The 23,041-nt window shown below is 73.8% G+C and carries 17 protein-coding genes; 6 read left to right on the top strand and 11 right to left on the bottom strand.

Annotated elements, in window-relative coordinates; translation table 11 throughout:
• Nucleotides 1–38: 38 nt before the first annotated feature.
• A complete protein-coding gene (locus AC3WT4_RS17685; RefSeq protein WP_286186069.1) occupies nt 39–1,079 on the bottom strand; it encodes an ABC transporter permease in 1,041 nt (346 codons plus the stop codon).
• A complete protein-coding gene (locus tag AC3WT4_RS17680) occupies nt 1,076–2,596 on the bottom strand; it encodes a sugar ABC transporter ATP-binding protein (protein WP_074807421.1) in 1,521 nt (506 codons plus the stop codon). The genes AC3WT4_RS17685 and AC3WT4_RS17680 overlap by 4 nt, the downstream gene beginning before the upstream one ends.
• 408 nt (nt 2,597–3,004) lie before the next feature.
• On the opposite strand from AC3WT4_RS17680, the gene AC3WT4_RS17675 reads away from it, so the two are divergent.
• The 3 genes from AC3WT4_RS17675 to AC3WT4_RS17665 all read left to right on the top strand — a co-directional run bounded on the left by AC3WT4_RS17675 (nt 3,005) and on the right by AC3WT4_RS17665 (nt 5,831).
• A complete protein-coding gene (locus tag AC3WT4_RS17675; protein WP_074807423.1) occupies nt 3,005–4,186 on the top strand; it encodes an ROK family transcriptional regulator in 1,182 nt (393 codons plus the stop codon).
• Nucleotides 4,187–4,255: 69 nt separating this feature from the next.
• Entirely contained in the window at nt 4,256–4,921 is a 666-nt protein-coding gene (locus AC3WT4_RS17670) for a ThuA domain-containing protein (protein ID WP_074807426.1), read from the top strand.
• A gap of 10 nt (nt 4,922–4,931) precedes the next feature.
• Complete coding sequence (locus tag AC3WT4_RS17665; protein ID WP_492316094.1) at nt 4,932–5,831, top strand: dihydrodipicolinate synthase family protein; 900 nt, start codon at nt 4,932–4,934, stop codon at nt 5,829–5,831.
• Between the two features lie 4 nt (nt 5,832–5,835).
• Here AC3WT4_RS17665 and AC3WT4_RS17660 read toward each other — a convergent pair whose 3' ends face one another.
• From AC3WT4_RS17660 to AC3WT4_RS17650, 3 genes are all read right to left on the bottom strand, one after another.
• The gene (locus AC3WT4_RS17660) at nt 5,836–6,942 is read right to left on the bottom strand and encodes a hypothetical protein (protein WP_492316093.1); all 1,107 of its coding nucleotides are present in this window, start codon (nt 6,940–6,942) and stop codon (nt 5,836–5,838) included.
• Between the two features lie 34 nt (nt 6,943–6,976).
• Nucleotides 6,977–9,424: an NAD-dependent DNA ligase LigA gene (gene ligA, locus AC3WT4_RS17655; RefSeq protein ID WP_492316092.1), complete on the bottom strand. Its 2,448-nt coding sequence runs from the start codon at nt 9,422–9,424 to the stop codon at nt 6,977–6,979.
• 61 nt (nt 9,425–9,485) lie between these two features.
• The gene (locus tag AC3WT4_RS17650; RefSeq protein WP_083385124.1) at nt 9,486–10,067 is read right to left on the bottom strand and encodes a M15 family metallopeptidase; all 582 of its coding nucleotides are present in this window, start codon (nt 10,065–10,067) and stop codon (nt 9,486–9,488) included.
• Between the two features lie 196 nt (nt 10,068–10,263).
• Between AC3WT4_RS17650 and AC3WT4_RS17645 the strand changes: the two genes are divergently transcribed.
• Together AC3WT4_RS17645 and AC3WT4_RS17640 are read left to right on the top strand one after the other, a co-directional pair.
• Nucleotides 10,264–11,487, top strand: coding sequence for a sensor histidine kinase (locus tag AC3WT4_RS17645; protein ID WP_492316091.1), 1,224 nt, complete (start codon nt 10,264–10,266; stop codon nt 11,485–11,487).
• Nucleotides 11,484–12,218, top strand: coding sequence for a response regulator (locus tag AC3WT4_RS17640; RefSeq protein WP_492316090.1), 735 nt, complete (start codon nt 11,484–11,486; stop codon nt 12,216–12,218). Before AC3WT4_RS17645 ends, AC3WT4_RS17640 begins: the two co-directional genes overlap by 4 nt.
• Before the next feature lie 7 nt (nt 12,219–12,225).
• Here AC3WT4_RS17640 and AC3WT4_RS17635 read toward each other — a convergent pair whose 3' ends face one another.
• The 3 genes from AC3WT4_RS17635 to adhE form a co-directional block, all read right to left on the bottom strand.
• A complete protein-coding gene (locus AC3WT4_RS17635; protein WP_146177721.1) occupies nt 12,226–12,615 on the bottom strand; it encodes a DUF6907 domain-containing protein in 390 nt (129 codons plus the stop codon).
• Between the two features lie 64 nt (nt 12,616–12,679).
• Nucleotides 12,680–12,901, bottom strand: a complete 222-nt coding sequence (locus tag AC3WT4_RS17630) for a helix-turn-helix domain-containing protein (RefSeq protein ID WP_024839235.1) — start codon at nt 12,899–12,901, stop codon at nt 12,680–12,682.
• A 235-nt stretch (nt 12,902–13,136) separates the two neighbouring features.
• Entirely contained in the window at nt 13,137–15,881 is a 2,745-nt protein-coding gene (gene adhE / locus AC3WT4_RS17625) for a bifunctional acetaldehyde-CoA/alcohol dehydrogenase (protein WP_083385126.1), read from the bottom strand.
• Nucleotides 15,882–16,087: 206 nt separating this feature from the next.
• Between adhE and AC3WT4_RS17620 the strand changes: the two genes are divergently transcribed.
• On the top strand, nt 16,088–18,325 hold the full coding sequence (locus tag AC3WT4_RS17620; RefSeq protein ID WP_492316089.1) for a prolyl oligopeptidase family serine peptidase: 2,238 nt from the start codon (nt 16,088–16,090) through the stop codon (nt 18,323–18,325).
• Nucleotides 18,326–18,418: 93 nt separating this feature from the next.
• Here AC3WT4_RS17620 and AC3WT4_RS17615 read toward each other — a convergent pair whose 3' ends face one another.
• The 3 genes from AC3WT4_RS17615 to AC3WT4_RS17605 all read right to left on the bottom strand — a co-directional run bounded on the left by AC3WT4_RS17615 (nt 18,419) and on the right by AC3WT4_RS17605 (nt 22,896).
• The gene (locus AC3WT4_RS17615; protein WP_108049805.1) at nt 18,419–20,896 is read right to left on the bottom strand and encodes a glycoside hydrolase family 65 protein; all 2,478 of its coding nucleotides are present in this window, start codon (nt 20,894–20,896) and stop codon (nt 18,419–18,421) included.
• Complete coding sequence (locus tag AC3WT4_RS17610; RefSeq protein WP_492316088.1) at nt 20,893–21,681, bottom strand: HAD family hydrolase; 789 nt, start codon at nt 21,679–21,681, stop codon at nt 20,893–20,895. Before AC3WT4_RS17610 ends, AC3WT4_RS17615 begins: the two co-directional genes overlap by 4 nt.
• 168 nt (nt 21,682–21,849) lie before the next feature.
• On the bottom strand, nt 21,850–22,896 hold the full coding sequence (locus tag AC3WT4_RS17605) for a uroporphyrinogen decarboxylase/cobalamine-independent methonine synthase family protein (RefSeq protein WP_492316087.1): 1,047 nt from the start codon (nt 22,894–22,896) through the stop codon (nt 21,850–21,852).
• Nucleotides 22,897–23,041 lie beyond the last annotated feature (145 nt).

Raw genomic sequence — 23,041 nt, 5'->3', positions numbered from 1 at the left:
CTGCCGCGGGGCGCGGAGGCGCCGCGGGCCCGGGGTCGCTAGGTGGTGCGCCGGGAGAGGCGCTGCTGGAGCAGCACCGCGCCGACGATGATCGCGCCCTTGGCGATCTGCTGGACCGAGCTGTCGACGTTGTTGATGATGAAGACGTTCGTGAGCGTCGTGAAGATGAGGACACCGAGCACGGTGCCGACGATCGTGCCCCGGCCGCCCGCGAGGAGCGTGCCGCCGACGACGACCGCGGCGATGGTGTCGAGCTCGAGGAGCAGGCCGTTGGTCGAGGACCCGGCGCTCGTGCGGGCGAGGATCATGACGCCGGCGATGCCCGCGGTGAGCCCGGACAGCGCGTACACGTACAGGAGGTGACGCTTGACCTTGATGCCCGCGAGGCGCGCGGCCTCGGCGTTGCCGCCGACGGCGACCGTCCGGCGGCCGAACGTCGTGCGGTTGAAGAGGAACCAGCCGAGCACGGCGACGATCGCGAAGATCCACACGATCTTCGGGACCCCGAGGAGGTTGCCCCGGAAGATGTCGTTGAACGCGTCGACCTGGACGATCTGCGTGCGCTTCTGCGCGATGAGCTCGGCGAGGCCACGCGCCGCGACGAGCATCGCGAGCGTCGCGATGAACGCCACGACCCGCCCGTAGGCGATGATCAGGCCGTTGAGGAGCCCGGCGCCGAGGCCGACCGCGAGCGCGCAGATCACCATGACGACCCAGCCGTACGACTGGGTCGCGAGCGTCGTCGCCCACACGGAGGAGAGCCCGAGCACGGAGCCGACCGACAGGTCGATGCCTCCCGTCGTGATGACGAACGTCATCCCGATCGCCAGGACGCCGGTGACCGACCCGAGGCTGAGGATGGTCATGAGGTTGCTGACGCTCGCGAACCGCTCCCCTGCCGTCGCGAAGCCCACGGCGCACAGGAGGAGCAGCGCGAGGACGAGACCGATGTTCCGGCCCGCCGCCCCGGACATGAATCCGGAACGACGAGGCTGGCTCGCGGCCTTCTCGACACGCGCCGACTCGTCGGCGTCCGGCTTGTTCGTCGGCATCGACGCCGACACCTGCTGCTCGCTCACGCGACACTTCCTTCCATGACCATGTCGAGCACCTGGTGCTCGTCGATGGAGCTCGAGGGCCCCTCGTGGACGACGCGACCCTCGGAGACGACGAGGACACGGTCGGCGAGGCCGAGGACTTCGGGGATCTCGCTGGACACGACGACGACGGCGGCACCCTCGTCGGCGAGCCTGCGGATGAGGGCGTAGATCTCGGCGCGCGCGCCGACGTCGACGCCGCGCGTGGGCTCGTCGAGGAGCAGCACGCGGCAGCCGTGGACGAGCCAGCGGGCGAGCATCGCCTTCTGCTGGTTGCCGCCCGACAGCGTGCGGATGGCCCGGTCGACGCCGGTGGGGCGCAGCTCGAGCGAGTCCGCCTGCTCCTTCGCTGCCTTGCGCTCGGCGCTCTCGTCGAGCAGACCGAACCGCGCGAAGCGCGAGAACGTCGAGAGCGTGACGTTGCGGTACACGGGCTCGTCGAGCAGCAGACCCTGGCTCTTGCGCTCCTCGGGCGCGAGCCCGATCCCGGCGTCCACGGCAGCCGCGACCGAGCCGGCACGGAGCCGCTTCGAGTCCACCGTCACGGTGCCCGCGGTCGCCTTGCGCGCGCCGTAGACCGTCTCGATGATCTCCGAGCGGCCCGCGCCCACGAGCCCGGCGAGGCCGACGATCTCTCCGGCACGCACCTGGAACGAGACGTCCGCGAACACGCCGCGCAGGCTCAGCCCCGCGACGTCGAGCACGACGGGCGCGGCGTCCGTCGGGCCGTCGGAGTCCGGGAAGACGTACTCGACCGAGCGCCCGGTCATGAGCGTGATGAGCTTCGCCGTCGGGGTCTCGGACACCGGGAGGTTCTGGGCGACGGTGCGTCCGTCCTTGAGGACGGTGATGCGGTCGCCGATCTCGCGGATCTCCTCGAGCCGGTGGGAGATGTAGACGACGGCGACGCCCGCCTTCGTCAGCTCCTTCACGACGCGGAAGAGGTTGCCCACCTCCTCGGAGTCGAGCACCGCCGAGGGCTCGTCCATGATGATGACGCGCGCGTCGTGGGACAGCGCCCGGGCCATGGAGACGATCTGCTTGCCGGCTGCCGACAGCCGCCCGACCTCCGTGCTCGGCGAGACCTCCGAGTGACCGAGGCGCTTGAGCAGCTCGCGCGTCTTGCGCACCGCCTCGCGTCGCTGGGAGAACCCCATGGTCGCGAGCTCGTGCCCGAGGTACACGTTCTCCGCGACGGTCAGGCCGTCGACGACGTCGAGCTCCTGGTACATCGTCGCGACGCCGTGCTTCAGCGCCGCCACGGGGTCGGAGATGGTGATGGGCTCGCCGTCGAGGAGGATCTGGCCCTCGGTGGGCTGGTGAGCACCGGCGAGCACCTTGATGAGCGTGGACTTGCCGGCCCCGTTCTGACCGAGGAGACAGTGGACCTCGCCCGGGAGGATCTCGAGATCGACGCCGTCGAGCGCACGAGCCCCGGGGAAGACCTTGACGATGCCCTGCATCTGCAGGAGCGGCTGGGGAGGGTCTGCGGTGACCATGCGGTGAACCTAGCGGACCTTTTGACGAGCGTCAATCATAAGGTTGTCGTCTTTTGCTACTGTTACCACTCCGTGACCGACAAAAGTGTGCGCGCCCTTGGCGCCCGATGGGAACGCTCCCGCCGCTCCGTGCGTGTCACGGGGTGCGGCAGAGGCGGTAGGGTCCGGCAGGCCCTGCACGAGCAGGGATGCCGAGAATTCGACGTGCGATCGGGGGCCAGGGGGAGCTCGAGGGGCGGTCGTCGCCCGGACCGGAGGACCGTCGTCGGACCTCCACACCTTTCGACGACGTCCATGTCGCCTTGGGAGGGGACAGTAGGGTACCTTTTGGCGATCGTCAAGCAAAAGCCGATGACTCGTCCGCCTGGTACGGACGACCGACGAGAGGCTCCGTGATTCACTGTGCCCATGGAGGAACTGCTGAAGTTCGCGCCGCGCCCGACCGGTGCCGGCGACATGTTCCAGCTGCTCCGGGACGGTCAGCCGCGCACCCGTGCGGACCTCGCAGCGATCACGGGACAGGCGCGGTCGACCATCGCCGCCCGGATCGACCTCCTCATGTCGGCCGGCCTCATCGCCCCCGCGGGCGAGGCCAGCTCGACCGGCGGGCGCCCGCCCGTGACCTTCGCCTTCAGCCCTGAGGCGCGCATCGTCCTCGCCGTCGACCTCGGCGCGACCCACGCCCGCCTGGCGGTCACGGACCTCGCGTCCAACGTGCTCGCCGAGACGGACGCGGCGCTCGCGATCGCGGACGGTCCCGACGTCGTCCTGTCGTGGGTCGCGGACACCGGTGAGAAGCTCGTCGCGACCACCGGGCGCAGCATCGACGACCTGGTCAGCGTCGGCGTCGGCCTCCCCGGACCCGTCGAGCACTCCTCCGGGCGGCCCATCAACCCGCCGATCATGCCCGCATGGGACGACGTCGACGTCCCCGGCATCCTGCAGAAGCGGTTCGACGCCTCCGTGCTCGTCGACAACGACGTGAACATCATGGCGCTCGGCGAGCACCGCACGGCCTGGCCCGCCGTCACCGACATGCTCTTCGTCAAGGTCGCGACGGGCATCGGCTCGGGCATCATCGCCGACGGCGAGCTCCGGCGCGGCGCGCAGGGCGCCGCGGGCGACATCGGGCACGTCGCCGTCCCGAGCGCCGCCGACGTCCCGTGCCGCTGCGGGAACGTGGGCTGCCTCGAGGCCGTCGCGAGCGGCCAGGCCGTCGCCGCCGCCCTCGCCGCCGCGGGCCTCGACGCCACCACCAGCTCCGACGTCGTCGCGCTCGTGCGCGGCGGCGACCTCACCGCGAGCCAGGCCGTGCGCCAGGCCGGGCGCGACATCGGCTCCGTCCTCGCGGCGTGCGTCAGCCTGCTCAACCCCTCGCTCATCGTCATCGGCGGCATCGTCGCCGAGGCCGGCGAGCACCTCATCGCGGGCATCCGCGAGATCGTGTACCAGCGCTCGCTGCCGCTCGCGACGCAGCACCTGCGCATCGTCACCTCGCAGGCACGAGGTCAGGCCGGCGTGCTCGGTGCGAGCGCCATGGCCGTCGATCACGTACTCTCGCCCGCAGCGATCGACGCGCTCATCGCCTGAGCGCGGTCGACGGGGGCCGCTGCCCGCGCGCGCGGGCGCGACGAGTGTGACGAAGCACGAGGAGGAGTCATGACCGAGCGGAACCGTCGAGCGCTCGTGGTCCGGGGCGGCTGGCCCGGGCACGCACCCGAGGAGGCCGCCGAGCTGTTCATCCCGTTCCTCGAGGCGTCCGGCTACGACGTGACGCTCGAGGGGTCGCTCGAGGCGTACGCCGACGAGGAGTTCATGACGAGCCTCGACCTCGTCGTGCAGTGCTGGACGATGGGCGAGATCCTCCCGGACGAGATGCGCGGGCTGCGCACCGCCATCTCGAACGGCACCGGGTTCGCGGGCTGGCACGGCGGCATCGTCGACTCGTTCCGGCTCGCCACCGACTACCTGCAGATGGTGGGCGGGCAGTTCGCCGCCCACGCGCACGACCTCGTGGACCACACGATCGAGATCGTGCCCGAGCGCGCGGACCACCCGATCGTCGCCGGGATCGACTCGATCGCGCTGCACTCGGAGCAGTACTGGGTGCTCGCCGACTCCTACAACGACGTCCTCGCGACGACGACGATCCTCCCGCGCGACGGCGACCCGTGGCACGAGCCCGTCGTCTCCCCCGCCGTGTGGACGCGCCGCTGGGGCGCCGGACGCATCTTCGTGTGCGCGGCGGGCCACCAGCTCGCCGACCTCGAGGTGCCGCCGATCCGCACGATCGTCGAGCGCGGCATCCTCTGGGCGAGCCGCTGAGCCCGCGCGCGTGACCGCTTTCCGCGGCCTCCTCGCCTACCCGATCACGCCCCTCACCGACGACGACGCCCCCGACCTCGGCGCCCTCGGCCGCCTGGTCCGGGATGCCGCCGAGGCGGGGGTAGACGGCGTCGTCGTGCTCGCGTCGTCGGGCGCGGGGGTCACGTTCGACCCGGACGAGCGCGACGCCGTCGTGCGCGCGGCCGTGGCCGCGAGGTCGGCGGGCACCACGGCCGTGCCCGTCCACGTCGCGGTGAGCGGCGCGTCGACGCGCGAGGTCCTCGCGCGGGCCCGCGCGGCGCGCGAGGCGGGCGCCGACGGGCTCGTCCTCGCGCCGTTCTCCTACCTCCCGCTCGGCGAGGCGGAGGTCGTCGCGCTGTTCGAGGCGGTCGCGGCGGACGTCGACCTGCCGGTGTGCTTCTACAACCGCAGCGTCCAGACCGCGTACGACCTCACGCCGGGCGCCCTGGCGTACCTCGCCCGCACGACGACCCTCGCCGCGGTCAAGGACGCGGCGTCCACGCCCGCGCGACCTCAGGGCCGGGTCGCGGAGCTGCGGGCCGCGACGGACGGACTCGGGGTGAGCGTCGGGCTGAGTGGCGACGTCGCGCTCGTGCGCGGCGCGGAGCCGGCCGATGCCTGGCACACCGGGCTCGCCGCGCTCGTCCCCGCGGAGTACGTCGCGCTCCGCCGCGCCCGCACCGCGGGCACGGTGCCCGACGCGCGGGTCGCCCGCTGGGTGCACGACCTCACGGACGTGCTCGCCGACCTGCGCCCGGTGAGCGGGTTCCACGCCCTCGCCGCCCTGCTCGGCGTGCCGACCGCTCCCCCGCGCGGGCCGTCGCTCCCCGTCCCGCCCGACGGCGTCGCGCGGCTGCGCGAGGTCGTCGCCCGGCGGCCCGGGGGCTGAGCCGTCAGACCGCCGCGAGCACCGCGGCGTGCAGGTCGAGCAGGCCGGTGGTTCGCTCGCTCGGGCCGCGGCCGAAGCCGCACTCCGTCGCGACGCCGACCGGTCGGTCGCCGAGCACCGTCGCCGCCGCGGCGAGCCGACGACGCGCCCCCTCGACGCCGTCCTCGTGGTGCAGGAGGCCGAGGTAGAGCTCGGTCGCCGGGTCCAGGCGCAGGTCCGCCAGCGGCGCGACGTACGCGACGTCGTCGCGCGCGATCGGGACGGGCAGGTGGACCCACTGGACCGGCCGGTCGAGGTGCTCCACGAGGGCGTTCGCGACGCGGACGAGGTTCGCGGTGTCCGTCGGCTCGACGAAGTGCTTCTCGGCGACGTCGCCGTAGCAGAGGTGGAACCCCAGCTCCGCCCCGGCGGGCACGTGCCGCGCGAACGCCGCGGCCCGGCGCGCGCACCCCGCGACGACGTCCTCGTCTCCCCCCGCCTCGGCGTCGAACCACGCGCGCGCCGCCCCGCCGCCGAGGTTCGCGCCCTCGACGAACGCGAACTCCGTCGCGAGGTCGACCTGGACCGCGAGGTCCTCCGCCGGGACCGCGGCGACGATCGTCGCGAGCTCGCGGACGAGCGCGGCCTCGTAGACGGGGTGCACCGCCGCGCGGTCCTGGGGCGCGACGAACGCCGTCACCGGCGCGAGCGGCGAGGGCAGGCACACCTGGAAGCGGGTCCCGGCCGGGAGTACGCCCTCCTCGCGCAGCGCGACGAAGTCGGCGTACGAGGCGAGGGCCGCGTCGGCGTAGCCGAGCGGGCCGAACCGCAGGTCCGCCGCGTCGACGGAGCCGTCGAGGACGTGCGGGCGGACGTCGAACCCCGCCACGACGACCGGGTCCACCGGGACGCGGGCGAGGCCCTCGACGGCCGAGAACCGCTCGCCCTGGAAGAGGATCCAGTGGAACCGCTCGCCGACCTCCCCGTCGGGGACGCGGCGCACGTGGTCGCCGAGGTGCTCCCCCACCGCCCGGAAGGTCTCGCGCGCGGTCGGCAGGTTCACGGAGCCCACGAGGTGGGCGCCGCGCAGGGTCGGGAGGGTACGGGACGGGGCGGTGGTGGCGTCGAGCACCGGAGCATCGTAGGCGTCCGGCTCGACGCGCGGCTCAGCCGTCCGCGTCAGGCTCTCCCCCGCCCTCCCTGGCCGGGGTGTCGCCCGCGTCGTCCGACGCCGGGCCCGCACCGAGGCGGTCGGCCACGGCGTCGGGCCCTCCCGCGAGGAGCGCGACGAAGCCCTCCTCGTCGAGGATCGGCAGCCCGAGGTCGCGCGCCTTCGTCTCCTTGGAGCCGGCGCTCGCCCCGACGACGACGTAGTCCGTCTTCTTCGAGACCGACCCGGACGCCTTGCCGCCGGCCGCGATGACGGCCTCCTTGGCGCCGTCGCGGCTGAACCCCTCGAGCGACCCCGTGACGACGACCGTCAGCCCGGCGAGCGGACCGGTGGGCTCCTGGCGCGCGCCGGGGCCGGGGTGGTCCGGGATCTCGAAGCGCACCCCGGCCGCCCGCCAGCGGTCGACGATCTCGACGTGCCAGCCGACGGTGAACCACTCGACGACCTGGTCGGCGATCACGGGCCCCACGCCCTCGACCGCGGCGAGCTCGTCGCGCGACGCCGCCCGGATCGCGTCGAGCGAGCCGAACCAGTCCGCGAGGGCACGCGCCGCGACCGGGCCGACGTGCCGGATGTTGAGGCTGACGAGGATGCGCCAGAGGTCCTTCGTCTTCGCGAGCTCGAGCTCCTCCACGAGCTTCGTCGCGTTGGTCGACGCCTCGAAGAGCGGCTCGCCCGCCTCGACCGCCTCGCGCTCCGCGGCCTTCGAGAGCTTGCGCTTCTTCCGGAACGGCCACACGGACTTCACGGTGGCGGTCGAGCCGTCCGGCATCGTGATCTCCGCCGGCTCGCCGGTGCCGTCGTACTCGCGCGGCAGCCCGGTCTCGGAGTCGCGCACGACGACCCGGATCGGGACGAGCTGCTCGACGCTCAGCTCGAACAGCCCGGCCTCCGTGCGCAACGGTGGCTCGGCGGGCTCGAGCGGCTGCGTGAGCGCCGCCGCCGTCACCTCGCCGAGCACCTCGACGTCGAGGCCCCCGCGCGACCCGATGTGCTCGACCCGGCCACGTACCTGGGCGGGGCACGACTCGGCGTTGGGGCAGCGCAGGTCGACGTCGCCCTCCTTCATGGGGCGCAGCGGGGTGCCGCACTCCGGGCAGTCCGCGGGCATGACGAAGTCCTCGCGCGGGTAGCCGTCGTCCGCGAGCGCCGCGACCGGGCCCAGGATCTCGGGGATCACGTCGCCCGCCTTGCGCAGCACGACCATGTCGCCGATGCGCACGCCCTTCGCGCGGACGACGTCCTGGTTGTGCAGGGTCGCCTGGCGCACCGTGCTGCCCGCGACCTTGACCGGCTCCATGACCGCGTACGGGGTCGCGCGGCCCGTGCGGCCGACCCCGACCTGGATCGCGAGGAGGCGCGTGTTGACCTCCTCGGGCGGGTACTTGTAGGCGATGGCCCACCGGGGTGCGCGGCTCGTGGCGCCGAGCCGCCGCTGGAGCGCGAGCTCGTCGACCTTGACGACGATGCCGTCGAGCTCGTGCTCGATGTCGTGGCGGTGCTCGCCGAAGTAGGCGATGCGGTCCATGACCTCGTCGAGCCCGTGCACGACCCGGTTGTGCGGCGACACGGGGACGCCCCACTGCTCGAACAGGGCGTAGGCGTCGGACTGCCGCGCGAGCTCGGCGTGCTCGCCGGCCTCCCACTGGAGCGCGCCGACGCCGTGCGCGTACATGCGCAGGTTGCGGCTCGCCGTCACCGCAGGGTCCTTCTGGCGCAGCGACCCGGCCGCGGTGTTGCGCGGGTTGGCGTACGGCGCGTGGCCCGCGGCGACGAGCTTCTCGTTGAGCGCGGCGAAGTCCGTGACGCCCATGAACACCTCGCCGCGGATCTCGATGACGTCGGGGTGCGTCGCGGGGTCGCCGCCGAGGCGCTGCGGGATCCCGGTGATCGTCCGCACGTTGGCGGACACGTCCTCGCCCGTGCGCCCGTCGCCGCGCGTGGCCGCCCGGACGAGGCGGCCCTTCTCGTAGAGCAGCGCGATGGCGAGGCCGTCGATCTTGACCTCGCACAGGTAGTCCACCTCGGCGTCCGCGGCCACGCCGAGGTCGCGGTGCACGCGCGCCGCCCACGCGGCGAGGTCCTCGGCGCTGAACGCGTTGTCGAGCGAGAGCATGGGCTCGAGGTGCTGGACGGTCGCGAAGCCGGCCGCGGCCCGGCCGCCCACGCGCTGCGTGGGCGACTCGGGCGTCTGGAGGGCGGGGTGCGCGGCCTCGAGCGCCTGGAGCTCGTGCATCCGCGCGTCGTACTCCGCGTCCGACGAGACCGGCTGGTCCTCCTCGTAGTAGGCCCGCTGGTCGGCCTCGATCTGCGCGACGAGCTCGGCCCAGCGCCGCTGCGCCCCGGCCTCGTCGAGCTCGGCGGCGGACGACGCCGCGGGCACGTCCTCGTCCGTCGGGGTCGGGGGGGTCGGCGCGGACGTCGCGGGGGTGCTCTCGCTCACCCGCACATCATCGCGCGGACCGCCCACATCCGCCGCCCCCGGACCGCACCCCGGCGGGCCCTCACCCCCAGCCGTGCGAGGCGTCCTCGTGCATCGGCGGGCACGTCCCGCCCGGCTCGGTCGCGGCCTCGAAGTGCCACATCTCGTTCGCGTACGTGCGGCACAGGCCGAACCGGGGACCGTGCTCGCCGAGCCACAGCGCGCCGTCCGTCGGCCCGACGTCGATCGCGAGGCCCGCGACGTGCTCCGAGGTCTCGGGCGGGAGCACCCACCGGTGGGCCTCCTCGGGCGACCCGTAGCGCTCGAGGGCCGCCTCGACGAGCTCCTCCTGCTCCGCCGCGGTGCGCCACCCCGAGGTGAGCGTCAGCTCGACGCCGTCGGCGTCGGCGGCCGCGCGCGCCTCGTCGAAGCGCCGTTCGAGCTCGGGGTCCAGCCCCGTCGCGGTCTGCGGGCGCAGCGTGGGCGACGGGTCGGCGACGGCGTCGCCGTCGTGCGTCGTCACGGTGAGGTACGTGAGCGCGCCGGCGGCGCCGAGCGCGCCGACGGCGAGGACGCCGAGCACGGCGCGGGCGACGCGCCGCGGGCCGCGGGGGCCCGGGACGTGGCGGGCGGGAGGGGTGGGACGCAGGGGTGTCGTGGTCATGCCACGAGGCTCGCCCGCGGCGCCCCCTCGCCACATCGACCCGACGGCGGCTCCTCGCCCCCCGCCGTGCGGTGCACCCGGGCCCGTGGCGTCAGCCCCCGGCCCGACGTCCTTCCGCCCTGGGGCGGAGGTCGCGCGGGCGGGGTTCCCTCCCGGGGCGGTGCCGCCCACGACGCGCCCCGGCTACCGTGGACGCGTGCCCCAGCCGACCCGCCTGCCCGTGTGGGCGCAGGACCTCGCGACCGCGCTCCTCGCGGGCGCCGCGTGGTTCACCGTCGTCATGGTCATGGAGCGCGGGGACTACTGGTACCCGCGCTTCCCCGACTCGTACCGGGTCGCCGGCCTGGGGATCGTGCTCGCGCTCGCGCTGCGCCGCGTCGCGCCCGGTCCGCTGTTCTGGGGCACCGTCGCCCTCTACCCGCTCGCGATCCCCTGGATCATGCAGACCCCGTTCGAGCTCGTGCCGCTCATGATCGCGGGCTTCGCGGCGACGCGCTCCGGGGCGGTGCCGCCGGTCCTCGCGACGGTCGCCGCGGGCCTCGCCGCGTTCGCCCTGCAGCTCGCCGGGCGCCCCGGCCTCGTGCTGCCGCCCCGCCCCTTCTCCGTCGACGAGCTCTGGGTCGCGAACTCCCCCTCCGACGTCGTCCTCGCGCTCGCCCTCGTGCTCGTCGCGGTCGCCGCCGGGTACTTCTTCCGCCGTCTCGCCCTCACGTCCGAGAGCCTGCGCGAGCGCAACGCGGAGCTCCAGGCGCTCCAGGCCGAGCTGGCGGAGCGCGCCGTGCTCGCCGAGCGCACGCGGATCGCGCGCGAGCTGCACGACGTCGTCGCGCACCACATGTCGGCGATCGTCGTGCGCGCCCAGGCGGCCGACCGCGTCGCCGCGAACCGCCCGGACGCACCGGCCGAGGCCGTGCGGTGGATCGCCGACGAGGGCAAGCAGGCGCTCACCGCGATGCGGTCCGTGGTGCAGGTGCTGCGCCGCGGCACCGAGGCCGACGGCGGCGCCGCGGCCCTCGCCCCGACGCCGGACGGCGACCGCGCCGCGGACGAGCTGCGCGCGGCAGCCCGCCGCCTGCGCGACGCCGGGCGCGCCGTCGACCTCACGCTCCCCGACCCGTGGCCCACGACGAGCGCCGAGTCCGGCCTCGCCGTCGTCCGCATCGCCCAGGAGGCCCTGACCAACGTGCTGCTGCACTCCCTCGCCCACGACGTGACCGTGACGCTGACCGACCGCGCGGGCGACCTGCGCCTGCGCGTCCACGACCCCGGGCCGCCGCTGCCGAGCACCGACGGCCGGCAGGGGCACGGCCTGACCTCCATGCGCGAGCGGGCGCTCGCGGCCGGGGGCGCGCTGGCCGCCGGGCCGGACGGCCGCGGCGGCTGGACGGTCGAGGCGCGGGTCCCGCGGGAGGCGGCGTGAGCGCCCCCGGCACGGGCACGACGGCGGTCGCCCCGGTCCGCGTCGTCGTCGTCGACGACCAGGCGACCATCCGGCTGGGCCTGCGCATGATCCTCGACAACGAGCCGGACGTCACGGTCGTCGGCGAGGCCGGGGACGGGGAGACGGCGGTCGCCATGGCGCGCGCCCTGCGCCCCGACGTCCTGCTCATGGACGTGCGCATGCCCCGGCTGGACGGCATCGAGGCGACCGCGCGCATCGTGGCCGACCCCGAGCTCGCGGCGGTGCGCACGCTCGTCCTCACGACGTTCGACGACGACGAGTACGTGTACGGCGCGCTGCGCGCGGGCGCCGCCGGGTTCCTCCTCAAGGACGCGGACCCGCAGTCGCTCGTCGACGCCGTGCACCGCGTCCACGCCGGCGACTCCCTGCTCGACCCGGCGGTGACGGGCCGCATCATCTCGACCTACGTCGAGCTCGCGCGGCAGGCGCCGCTCGCCACGGCCGACACCACGGACGCCGGCGCCACGGTCACCGGGCTCGACGCGGCGACCCCGCGCGAGCGCGAGGTGCTGCTCGCCGTCGCGCGCGGCCTGTCGAACCGGGAGATCGGCGCGGAGCTGCACCTCACCGAGGCGACCGTGAAGAGCCACGTGCGGTCGCTGCTCACCAAGGTCGGCCTGACGAACCGCGTGCAGCTCGTCATCCTCGCGTACGAGGCCGGGTTCGTGCGGCCGGGCGGCACGGCCTGAGCCCGGCTCACGCGTCCGGGGGCAGGCCCTCGACCGCGTGCCCGAACGCCTCGACGATGCGCCACATGTCGCCGAGCAGCACCTCGACGCGCTGCTCGAAGCCGTCGCCCACGTAGACCCACGTGTCGTGGGAGCCGTCCCTGCGGTGGAGCGACAGCACGAGCTCCGACGCCGACCGCTCGTCCCGGTGCACGCCGTCCGGCGACGCGTGCGCCGAGAGCGTCGTGGCGGGCACCGTGAGCTCCGGGCCGAGGTGCTTGCGGTCGTGCGGGTGGTCGTCCTCCTCGTGGACGGCCACGCACCACGGCGGGCAGTCGTCCACCTGCCAGGACGGCCTCCCGAGCGGCGAAGCCCACACTGCTGATCCCCCTGTCGTGCTGTCGAGCACGTCGGTCATGCCGATCACCTCCCCGGCGACGGGACCATGATGCCGTGGGCGTCCGACACGCCGGACCGCGCCGTTACGAAGGCGGTGGACGGAGGAGCGAGACGGGGTCGACGTCGAGCCGCTCGGCGAGCTTCTCGACCGAGCGGAGGGTCAGGTTGCGCTCGCCGCGCTCGACCCCGCCCATGTAGGTCCGGTGGACGCCGAGGAACTCGGCGAAGTCCTCCTGGCTCATCCCGCGGCGGACCCGGAGGGTCCGCAGGTTCTCACCCAGCGCGCGCTGCAGATCTCCTTGCACGCGTGCAACCGTCACCCAGCGCTACTCCTCGGTCTACAGACTTATCAGTATCACCCCGTTCTCGAACGACCCCCTCCCCCGCTCCGCGAGGGACGCCCGCGCGACGCGTGCTACTCATGGATAGCACACCGGGGACTCTCCCGTCACGCTCCAGGCCGTCCCGTCGCACGACGGAGCCCGACGGCGGAAGGGGACTCGCGCCGTCGGGCTCCGGGTTTCGTGGGGCCGGGAAGGGTCAGCCGGCCGCCACGCTCTCGGCAGGCGGGGTCGCCGCCTGCCCGTCCTCCGCGCTCGCGCCCTCGTGGGCCGCGAGCCGCTCTCCCCGCACGACCTCGCGGCTGCTGCCGCGGTAGGCCGCGACCAGGATGTCGCGCATGTCCTCCAGGACCGGCATCCGCGGGTTCGCCGGGGCGCACTGGTCCTCGAACGAGCGGAGCGCGAGGTCGTCCAGGCGGCTCATGAAGGCCCGCTCGTCGACCCCCTGCGCGGCGAAGGTCGCCTCGATGCCGACCTTGGCGCGCAGCTCCTCGACCGCCTTGGCGTACGACTCGACGCCCTCCTCCGGGGTCGAGGCCGGCAGGCCGAGGTGCTTCGCGATCTCCTGGAACCGCTCGGGCGCCACGTAGCGCTCGTACTTGGGCCAGCTCGTGAGCTTCGTAGGCACCTGGCCGTTGTAGCGGATCACGTGCGGCAGGAGCACCGCGTTGGTGCGCCCGTGCACGAGGTGGAACGTCGAGCCCACGGTGTGCGCCATGGCGTGCACGATGCCGAGCATCGCCGAGCCGAACGCCATGCCCGCGATGGTCGCCGCGTTGTGCATCTTCTCGCGCGCCTTCGGGGCCGCCGCGCCCTGCGTGACCGAGTCCTCGATGTGCTCGAAGACCATCTTGATCGCCTGCAGGCACAGCCCGTCGGTGAAGTCGTTCGCGTAGACGGAGACGAACGCCTCGGTGGCGTGCGTGAGGGCGTCGAAGCCCGAGTCGGCCGCGAGCTTCGCCGGCATGGTGTCCGTGAGCACGGGGTCGACGATCGCCACGGTCGGGGTGAGCGCGTAGTCCGCGAGCGGGTACTTGAAGCCCGTCTCCGGGTCGGTGATGACCGCGAACGGCGTCACCTCCGCGCCGGTGCCCGACGACGTCGGGATGCACACGAGCTTCGCCCGGCCGCCGAGCTCCGGGAACTTGTACGCGCGCTTGCGCACGTCGAAGAACTTCTCGCGCATGTCGGAGAACTCGATCTCCGGGTGCTCGTAGCGCAGCCACATGACCTTGGCGGCGTCCATCGGCGAGCCGCCGCCGATCGCGATGATCGTGTCCGGCTCGAAGTCGCGCATCGACTCCGCGCCGCGGTTCACGGTGCCGACGCTCGGCTCCGGCTCGACCGCGTCGATGATCTGGATCGCGACCTTCTCCTCGCGGCGGGCGAGGACGTCGAGCACGCGGTCGACGACGCCGATGCGGCTCATGACCTTGTCGGTGACGATCGTGACGCGGTGCACGTCGCGCATCTGCGCGAGGTACTGGATCGAGTTCGGCTCGAAGTACGTCTTGGCGGGCACCTTGAACCACTGCATGTTGTTGTTGCGCCGCCCGATCCGCTTGACGTTGATGAGGTTGACCGCCGACACGTTGTTCGACACCGAGTTCGCGCCGTAGCTGCCGCAGCCGAGGGTGAGCGACGGGAGCAGCGCGTTGTAGATGTCACCGATCCCGCCGAGCGACGTCGGGCTGTTCCACAGCACGCGCACGGCCTTGACGCGCGACCCGTACCGCTCGACGAGCCCCTCGTCGGACGTGTGGATCGCGGCCGAGTGGCCCAGGCCGTCGAGCTCGACCATGCGCTCCGCGAGGCGGACGCCGTGCTCGGTGTCGCGGGCCCGCAGGACGGCCAGGACGGGCGTGAGCTTCTCGCGGCTCAGCGGCTCGTCGGGCCCGACGTCGTCGATCTCGGCGAGGATGATCGACGTGTCGTCGGGGACCTCGAACCCGGCCTCGCGCGCGATCCACACGGGCGACTTGCCCACGACCTTCGGGTTGAGCTTCGCGCCGGCGCAGTTCGTGCCGTTCGCCTCGACACCGAAGATGAGGCGCTCGAGCATCGCCTTCTCGGCGGGCGTCACGCGGTAGGCGTGCAGGCGGGCCAGCTCGCGCATCGCGTCGTCGTAGATCACGTCGTCGAGGATGAGCGCCTGCTCCGACGCGCAGACCATGCCGTTGTCGAACGCCTTCGACATGACGACGTCGTTGATCGCCCGACCGAGGTCGGCGCTCTTCTCCACGTAGGCCGGGACGTTGCCCGCGCCGACCCCGAGCGCCGGCTTGCCGGCCGAGTAGGCCGCACGGACCATGCCGTTGCCGCCCGTCGCGAGGATGAGCGCGACGCCCGGGTGGTGCATGAGCGTGTTGGTCGCCTCGATCGACGGGTGCTCGACCCACTGGATGCAGTCGTCGGGCGCGCCGGCCGCGACCGCGGCGTCGCGCACGATGCGGGCGGCCTCGACCGAGGAGCGCTGCGCGCTCGGGTGGAACGCGAACACCACGGGGTTGCGCGTCTTGAGCGCGATGAGCGACTTGAAGATGGTCGTCGACGTCGGGTTCGTCACCGGCGTCACGGCGCACACGACACCGACGGGCTCGGCGATCTCGACGACGCCCGTGAGCTCGTCGCGACCGATGACGCCGACCGTCTTGAGGTTGGCCATCGAGTTGGGCACGTGCTCGCACGCGAAGATGTTCTTCGTCGCCTTGTCCTCGAAGACGCCGCGCCCGGTCTCGGCGACGGCCATCTGCGCGAGGTGGCCGTGCTGGTGCAGGCCGGCGACGGACGCCTTGAGGACGATCCGGTCGACGTCCTCCTGCGTGAGGCTCATGTACTGGTCGAGAGCCTTGCGGGCCCGCTCGACGAGGACGTCGATCTCGTGCGTCGTGCGGGTGTCCTCGGTGCGGTTCTCGACCTTCGTGCTCGCGCTCTTCGCGCTCATGCGTCCCCTCCGGTGCCCGGCCTGGCCGGGCGTCGGCCGCGGGTGTGCCGGGGCCGGGATGCCCCGGCTCCTTCGGCGGTCTCTCTACTTGTGAAGGTTTTCACAAGCCGCGCGTCCCCACAAGGGTCCGGCCCCGATGCGGGCCGAAGGTCCCCGCCCTCTCGTGACCTCCGCACCACCGCCCGCGCGCCGTAGGGTGGGTGACCATGACCGCCGAGCAGACGACGCGCCCCTCGCCCGCGACCGAGAGCCGCGCCGCGACCGACCGACCGGACGGCACCCCCCACGACCCGTACCTCTGGCTCGAGGACGTCGAGGGCGACGAGGCGCTGGCCTGGGTCCGCGCCCGCAACGCCGAGGTCGCCGACACGCTCGAGACCGCCGACGAGTTCGCCGCGACCGAGCGCGCGATCCGCGAGGTGCTCGACTCCGACGCCAAGATCCCCGAGGTCTCGAAGATCGGCGACCGGTACTACAACTTCTGGCGGGACGCGCAGCACGAGCGCGGCGTCTGGCGGCGCACGACGCTCGAGTCCTACCGCACCGACGACCCGGAGTGGGAGACCGTGCTCGACCTCGACGCGCTCGCCGCGACCGAGGGCGAGTCGTGGGTCTGGCACGGCGCGAGCGTCCTGCGCCCGACGCCGGAGCAGCTCGCCGCGGGCGAGCCCTGGCGGCACGCGCTCGTCGAGCTCTCCCCCGGCGGCTCCGACGCCGACGTCACGCGCGAGTTCGACCTCGTGGAGAAGCGGTTCGTCGCGCCGGAGGACGGCGGCTTCCACCGCGCCGAGGCCAAGGGCTCGCTCGGCTGGATCGACGCCGACACCGTCTACGTCTTCACCGACTTCGGGGAGGGCACGCTCACGCCGTCCGGATACCCGCGCGTGGTCAAGCGCTGGACGCGCGGCACCCCGCTCGACGCCGCGGTGACCGTCTACGAGGGCACCGACGAGGACATGTACATCTCCGCCTGGCGCTCCCACACGCCCGGGTTCGAGCGCGACTTCGTGCACCGCTCCAAGGCGTTCTACTCCGACGAGCTCTACCTCGCCGAGCGCACCGGCACGCCCGAGCAGCGCCTGACGAAGATCGACGTGCCCGACTCCGCCGAGGTCGGCGTGCGGCGCGAGTGGCTGCTCGTCGAGCTGCGCGACGACTGGACGGTCGGGGGCGCCACGTACCGCGCGGGGTCGCTCCTCGCGGCCCGGTTCGACGACTTCCTCGCGGGCGACCGCGGCTTCACCGTGCTCTTCGAGCCCACCGCGACGACGTCGCTCGCCGGCGCCACGTGGACGCGCCACCACCTCGTCGTCAACGTGCTCGACGACGTGAAGAACCGGTTGCACGTGCTGACGCCGCCCGACGCCGCCGCTCCCGGGGACGCCAGGGCCGCCGTCGGGCAGGAGACCGCGGACGCGCCGTGGGTGCGCTCGGAGATCCCGGGCCTGCCCGCGCTGGGCACGGTCGCCGTCGGGGCGGTCGACCCCGTCGACACCGACGACCTCTGGCTCGTCACGACCGACTACCTCACGCCGACGAGGCTCTCGCTCCTGGCGCTCGGCGAGCACCCCGGCGACGCGGGCGCGCCCGAGGTCGTCAAGTCCAACCCCGCGTTCTTCGACGCCGACGGCATGACCGTCGCGCAGCACTTCGCCACGTCCGACGACGGCACGCGCGTGCCGTACTTCGTCGTGGGCCGCGCGGACCTCGTCGCGGGGGCGGGCGACGGCGGCACGGGAACCGGCGCCGGCACCGCGCCCACGCTGCTGTACGGGTACGGCGGCTTCGAGATCTCGCTCACGCCCGCGTACTCCGGCGCGCTCGGCCGCGCGTGGCTCGCGCAGGGCGGCGTCTACGTCGTCGCCAACATCCGCGGCGGCGGCGAGTACGGTCCCGCGTGGCACCAGGCCGCGCTCAAGGCGAACCGCCACCGCGCCTACGAGGACTTCGCCGCCGTCGCGCGCGACCTCGTCGCCCGCGGGATCACCACGCCCGGGCACCTCGGGATGGAGGGCCGCTCCAACGGCGGCCTGCTCGCCGGCAACATGCTCACGCAGTACCCCGAGCTGTTCGGCGCCGTGATCGTCGGCGTGCCGCTGCTCGACATGCGCCGCTACACGAAGCTCCTCGCCGGGGCGTCGTGGGCGGCGGAGTACGGCGACCCGGACGACCCCGAGCAGTGGGAGTTCATCCGCACGTTCTCGCCGTACCACCTGTTCGACGCCGAGCGCGACTACCCGCCCGTGCTGTTCACGACGTCGACGAAGGACGACCGCGTCCACCCGGGCCACGCGCGCAAGCTCGCCGCGAAGATGCTCGGCGAGGGCAAGGACGTCACGTACTACGAGAACATCGAGGGCGGCCACGGCGGCGCCGCGAACAACGCCCAGGCCGCGCACATGGCCGCGGTGCACTACCGCTTCCTCGCCGAGCGCCTCGGCTGACCCGGCGCTCCTGCCGGGCCGAGCAGGTGGTCCTGGCGCGTCGGCGAGGCCGGACGCGCCAGGACGACCTGGTCGGCGAGGTGCGGGCGGCCCTCAGGAGTGGGGCACCGTCGCGGTGATGAGGGTGCCGTCCTCGCGGCGGTTGCCGGAGAGCGCGCGCAGGCTCGGACGGCCCGGCCTCACGGGGCCCTGGCCGTCGAGCGCGACGCGCGCGACCTCGCCCGGGACGACCTTCACCTGCTCGCCGCGCACGACGACCTGCGCGCCGTCGCCGGTCTCGGCGTCGAGCTCGATCGCGTCGGGCAGCACGGTGACGCGCAGCCGCGAGCCGCGCCACTGCACGCGGAACGTGAGCGACTCCCACTCCTGGGGCAGGCGCGGGTCGAACGTGAGGTCGCCCTCGGAGTCGCGCATGCCGCCGAACCCGTACGCGAGCGCGGACCACGTGCCGCCCGCGGACGCGACGTGCACGCCGTCGGCGGCGTTGGCGTGGAGGTTCGCGAGGTCGACGTAGATCGACGACACGAAGTAGTCGAGCGCGAGCTCGTGGTACCCGACCTCCGCCGCGACGATCGACTGCACGACGCCGGACAGCGTCGAGTCGCCCGTGGTCAACGGGTCGTAGTACTCGAAGTCGGCGAGCTTCTCCTCGGGGCTGAAGTGCTGCCCCTGGAGGAACAGCGCGAGCACGACGTCCGCCTGCTTGAGCACCTGGTAGCGGTAGATGACGAGCGGGTGGTAGTGCAGCAGGAGGGGGCGCTTGTCCTCGGGCGTGTGCGCGAGGTCCCAGATCTCGCGCTCGAGGAAGTGCGAGTCCTGCGGGTGGATCCCGATGCTCTCGGCGTACGGGATCGACATGTGGTCGGCGGCGCGGACCCACTCCGCGGCCTCGTACGCACCCAGCGAGAGCCGGTCCACGAGGCGCGCGTAGTCCTCGGGGTGGTCGGCCTTCATGCGCTCGACGACGTACGCCGCGGCCCGCAGGTTGAAGCGGGCCATGACGTTCGTGAAGAGGTTGTCGTTGACGACCGTCGTGTACTCGTCCGGCCCGGTGACGCCATGGATGTGGAAGTTGTCGTCGCCGTTGGCGCGCCAGAAGCCGAGGTCCTCCCACATGCGCGCGGTCTCGACGAGGATGTCCGCGGCCTCGCGGCGCAGGAAGTCCTCGTCGCCGGTCGCGCGCACGTACTGCACGAGCGCGTAGCTGACGTCGGCGTCGATGTGGTACTGCGCGGTCCCGGCCGCGTAGTAGGCGGACGCCTCCTCGCCGTTGATCGTGCGCCAGGGGAAGAGCGCGCCCTTCTGCGACAGCTCCGCGGCGCGGCGGCGGGCGGCGTCGAGCATCTGGTAGCGGAAGCGCAGCGCGTTGCGCGCGTACCGCGGGCTCGTGTAGGTGAGGAACGGCAGGACGTAGATCTCGGTGTCCCAGAAGTAGTGCCCGCTGTACCCGGAGCCGGTGAGCCCCTTCGCGGGGACGCCGTTGCCCTCGGCCCGTGCGGTCGCCTGCGCGAGCTGGAACAGGTTCCAGCGGACGGCCTGCTGGATGCCCGGCTGGCCGGGGATCTCGACGTCGGAGCGGGCCCAGAAGTCGTCGAGCCACTCGCGCTGGAGCGCGAGCTGGGCCTCGACGCCGGACTCGCGCGCACGGTCGAGCGTGCGCCGGCAGCGGTCGACGAGCTCGCGCGGCGGCACGCCGCGCGACGTGTGGTACGCGACGAGCTTGGTCAGCCGGATCGGCCGTCCCGGCTCGGCCTGCACGCGGAACACGTGCTTCGCCAGGTCCTCGTCGGCGAGCGTGCGCACGTCCCACTCGTTCTCGGTCTCGAGCACGTGCTCGGCCGCGACGGCGAGCGTCATGCCGGAGTTGGTGCAGCGGTAGGAGAGCACGAGGCGGTCGTCGTCGCCGAACTGCGTCTGCGGCTGCAGGACGCGCCCCGTGAACTGGTTCGTCTTGCGCGGGTCGAAGCCCTCCCCGAGCGACGCGGACCGCACGTGGTACTCGTCCTGACCGTCCTGGCGGTTGAGGATCTGGGACGAGATCGCGACGGGCGCGGCGGCGTCGAGGAGCGTGACCTCGAACGTCATGACGGCGAGGTGGCGCTCGACGAACGACACCATGCGCTGCGAGCGGATCTGCACGCGCTTGCCCGACGGCGTGCGCCACAGCAGCTCGCGCCGCAGGACGCCGTCGCGCAGGTCGAGCGAGCGCTCGTAGTCGATGAGGTCCGCGACGGGCAGCAGGAGCGGCTCGTCGTCCACGTAGAGGCGGATGACCTTGGCGTCCGGGACGTTGACGATCGTCTGCCCGACGCGCGCGAAGCCGTACGCCTCCTCCGCGTGCCGGATGGGCCACGTCTCGTGGAAGCCGTTGATGAACGTGCCGTGCGAGTGGGACTCGCGGCCCTCCTCGACGTTGCCGCGCATGCCGAGGTAGCCGTTCGCGACGGCGAACAGCGTCTCGGTCACGCCGAGGTCCTCCGCGGAGAACTGCGACTCGACGAGCCGCCACGGCTCGGCCGGGAAGCGCAGGCGGTCGACGGTGCTGCGCTCGTCGGCGGTGCGGCGGATCACGCGCCCGCCTCCTCGTCGGCACGGGTGGTCTCGGCGGGGAGGGCGGCGTCGGCGGTCGCGGCGCGCGGGCGGTCGAGGACCGTCGCGTCGAGGTCGCCGAGGTCGGCCACGACGACGTCGGCCCCGTGCGCGCGCAGCGCGTCCGCGCCCACGCCGCGGTCGACGCCGAGCACGAGCCCGAACCCGCCGGCCGCGCCGGCCTGCACGCCCGAGATCGCGTCCTCCACCACGACGGCCTCCGCGGCGGGCACGTCGAGCAGGTGGGCCGCGTACAGGTACGTGTCCGGTGCGGGCTTGCCGGCGACGTGCTCGCGCGCCGCGACGTTCCCGTCCACGACGACGGCGAACCGGTGCGTGAGCCCGGCCGCCGCGAGGACGGCGGGCGTGTTGCGCGACGACGACACGACGGCGACCGCGGCACCCGCCGCCGTCACGGCATCGAGGAACCGGACCGAGCCCGGGTAGGGCGCGATGCCCTCCTCGGCGAACATGCGGTTGACGATCTCGTCCTTGCGGTTGCCGAGCGCGCACACCGTGGACTCCCCCGGCGCGTCCGTCACCTCGCCGCGCGGCAGCGTGACGCCCCGCGACGCGAGGAACGTCGCGACGCCGTCGTAGCGGGGCTTCCCGTCGATCGACGCGAAGTAGTCCGCGGCGGTGTACGGGGCCAGGCCGTGCGCGACGCAGTAGGGCGCGAACAGCCGTTCCCAGGCGCGCATGTGGAGCTCGGCGGTCGGCGTGAGCACGCCGTCGAGGTCGAACAGCACGGCTCGCAGGACGGGCATGGAGATCCTTCGCGGTGGGGGGACGAGGGTCTGCGCCCGGTCGTTCCCGCGCCGTCCGGAGGCCGCGGGACGGCCGTCCGCACGTCGCCGTCGTGACCGTCGCGCGAGGTCAAGCGTACGCACCCGGAGCCGTGCGCGGAAAGCGCTCAGGGCGTGTCCGGGCGACGCTCAGGCGTGGGCGCGCTCGGCCAGCACGTCGGCGACGCGACCGAGGTTCGCGAGCAGCGCGCGGTGCTCGTCGGGCGTGCCGGCGACCCCACGACCGGGGCCGCCGCCAGGCCGCGGCGCGCCGAGGAGCGTCACGTCGTCGAGCGCGGACGGCTCGAGCCCGATGCGGCGCCACGGCACGCTGACGAGGTCGGCGAGCTCACCGAGCGCCGGCCCGGCGCACTGCGAGACCTTCGCGGGCGGCAGCGCGGCCCAGAGGCGCACGCCGCGCTCGACCGCGCGCGCGACCGTCTCCCACGACCGCTCGTCCCACGCGCCGAGCGTCAGGCCGACCGCGTCGGCGCCCGCGAGGACGACGGGCGCGACGCCCACCCAGGCGGGGCCCACGTGGACGACCGTCGACGCGGACGCGGCGCGCGCGGCGTCGAGCACCGGGCGCAGCCCGTCCACGAGGTCCGGGCCCGGGACCGCGCGCAGGCGCGAGTACCCCGAGAACGTGGGCAGCACGCCCGCCCCCACCTGCGCGAGCAGCGGCTCGTCCACCTGCACGACGACGTCCGCGCCCGGGACCTGGCGGCGCACCTGCGCGACGTGCTCGGCCACGCCCGCGGCGAGCGCCTCGACGACGTCGTGCACCGCGCCGCGGTCGGACAGGACGCGGTCGCCGCGCGCCAGGTAGACCTCCGCGGCGAGCGTCCACGGACCGGTGACCGTCACGGCGAGCGGCCCCGCGTACCCGGCGCCCGCGATGGCGAGCGCCTCCACGTCCTCGCGCAGGTACGCCTCCGCCCGCCGCAGGTCGGCGCCGCCGTGGTCGGCGAGCTTCCAGCCGTGCGGGCCGAGCTCGACGGGCAGCCCCGGCAGGAGCGCCGTCGTGCGGCCCGTCGCGTCGGCACCGGGCCCGCGGCCCGGCAGCTGGACGAGGAACGGCACGCCCTGCACGCCCGTCGGCACGTCGGCGAGGTCGCCGAGCACCGTGAGCTGGGCCTCGAGGACGTCCGTGCCCTCGTCGCCGGGCCACGGCCCGAGCCCGCTCACCGCGGTCATGCCGCACCCCCGCGCGTCGCCTCGCGCGGGAGCCCGCGCACCTCGTCACGAACCACGTGCCGTCCACCTCTCTCCAGGAGCACACCGGAACACCGAGCCGTGCCGCGACCCCACCGGGGTCCGGGGGCCGCACGGCCGTCCTGCG

The sequence above is a fragment of the Cellulosimicrobium sp. EB106-03-01-XG111 genome (assembly GCF_058792115.1).
Note: the sequence above shows the minus strand (reverse complement) of the source record. Positions and strands in the feature narration are given on the sequence as shown.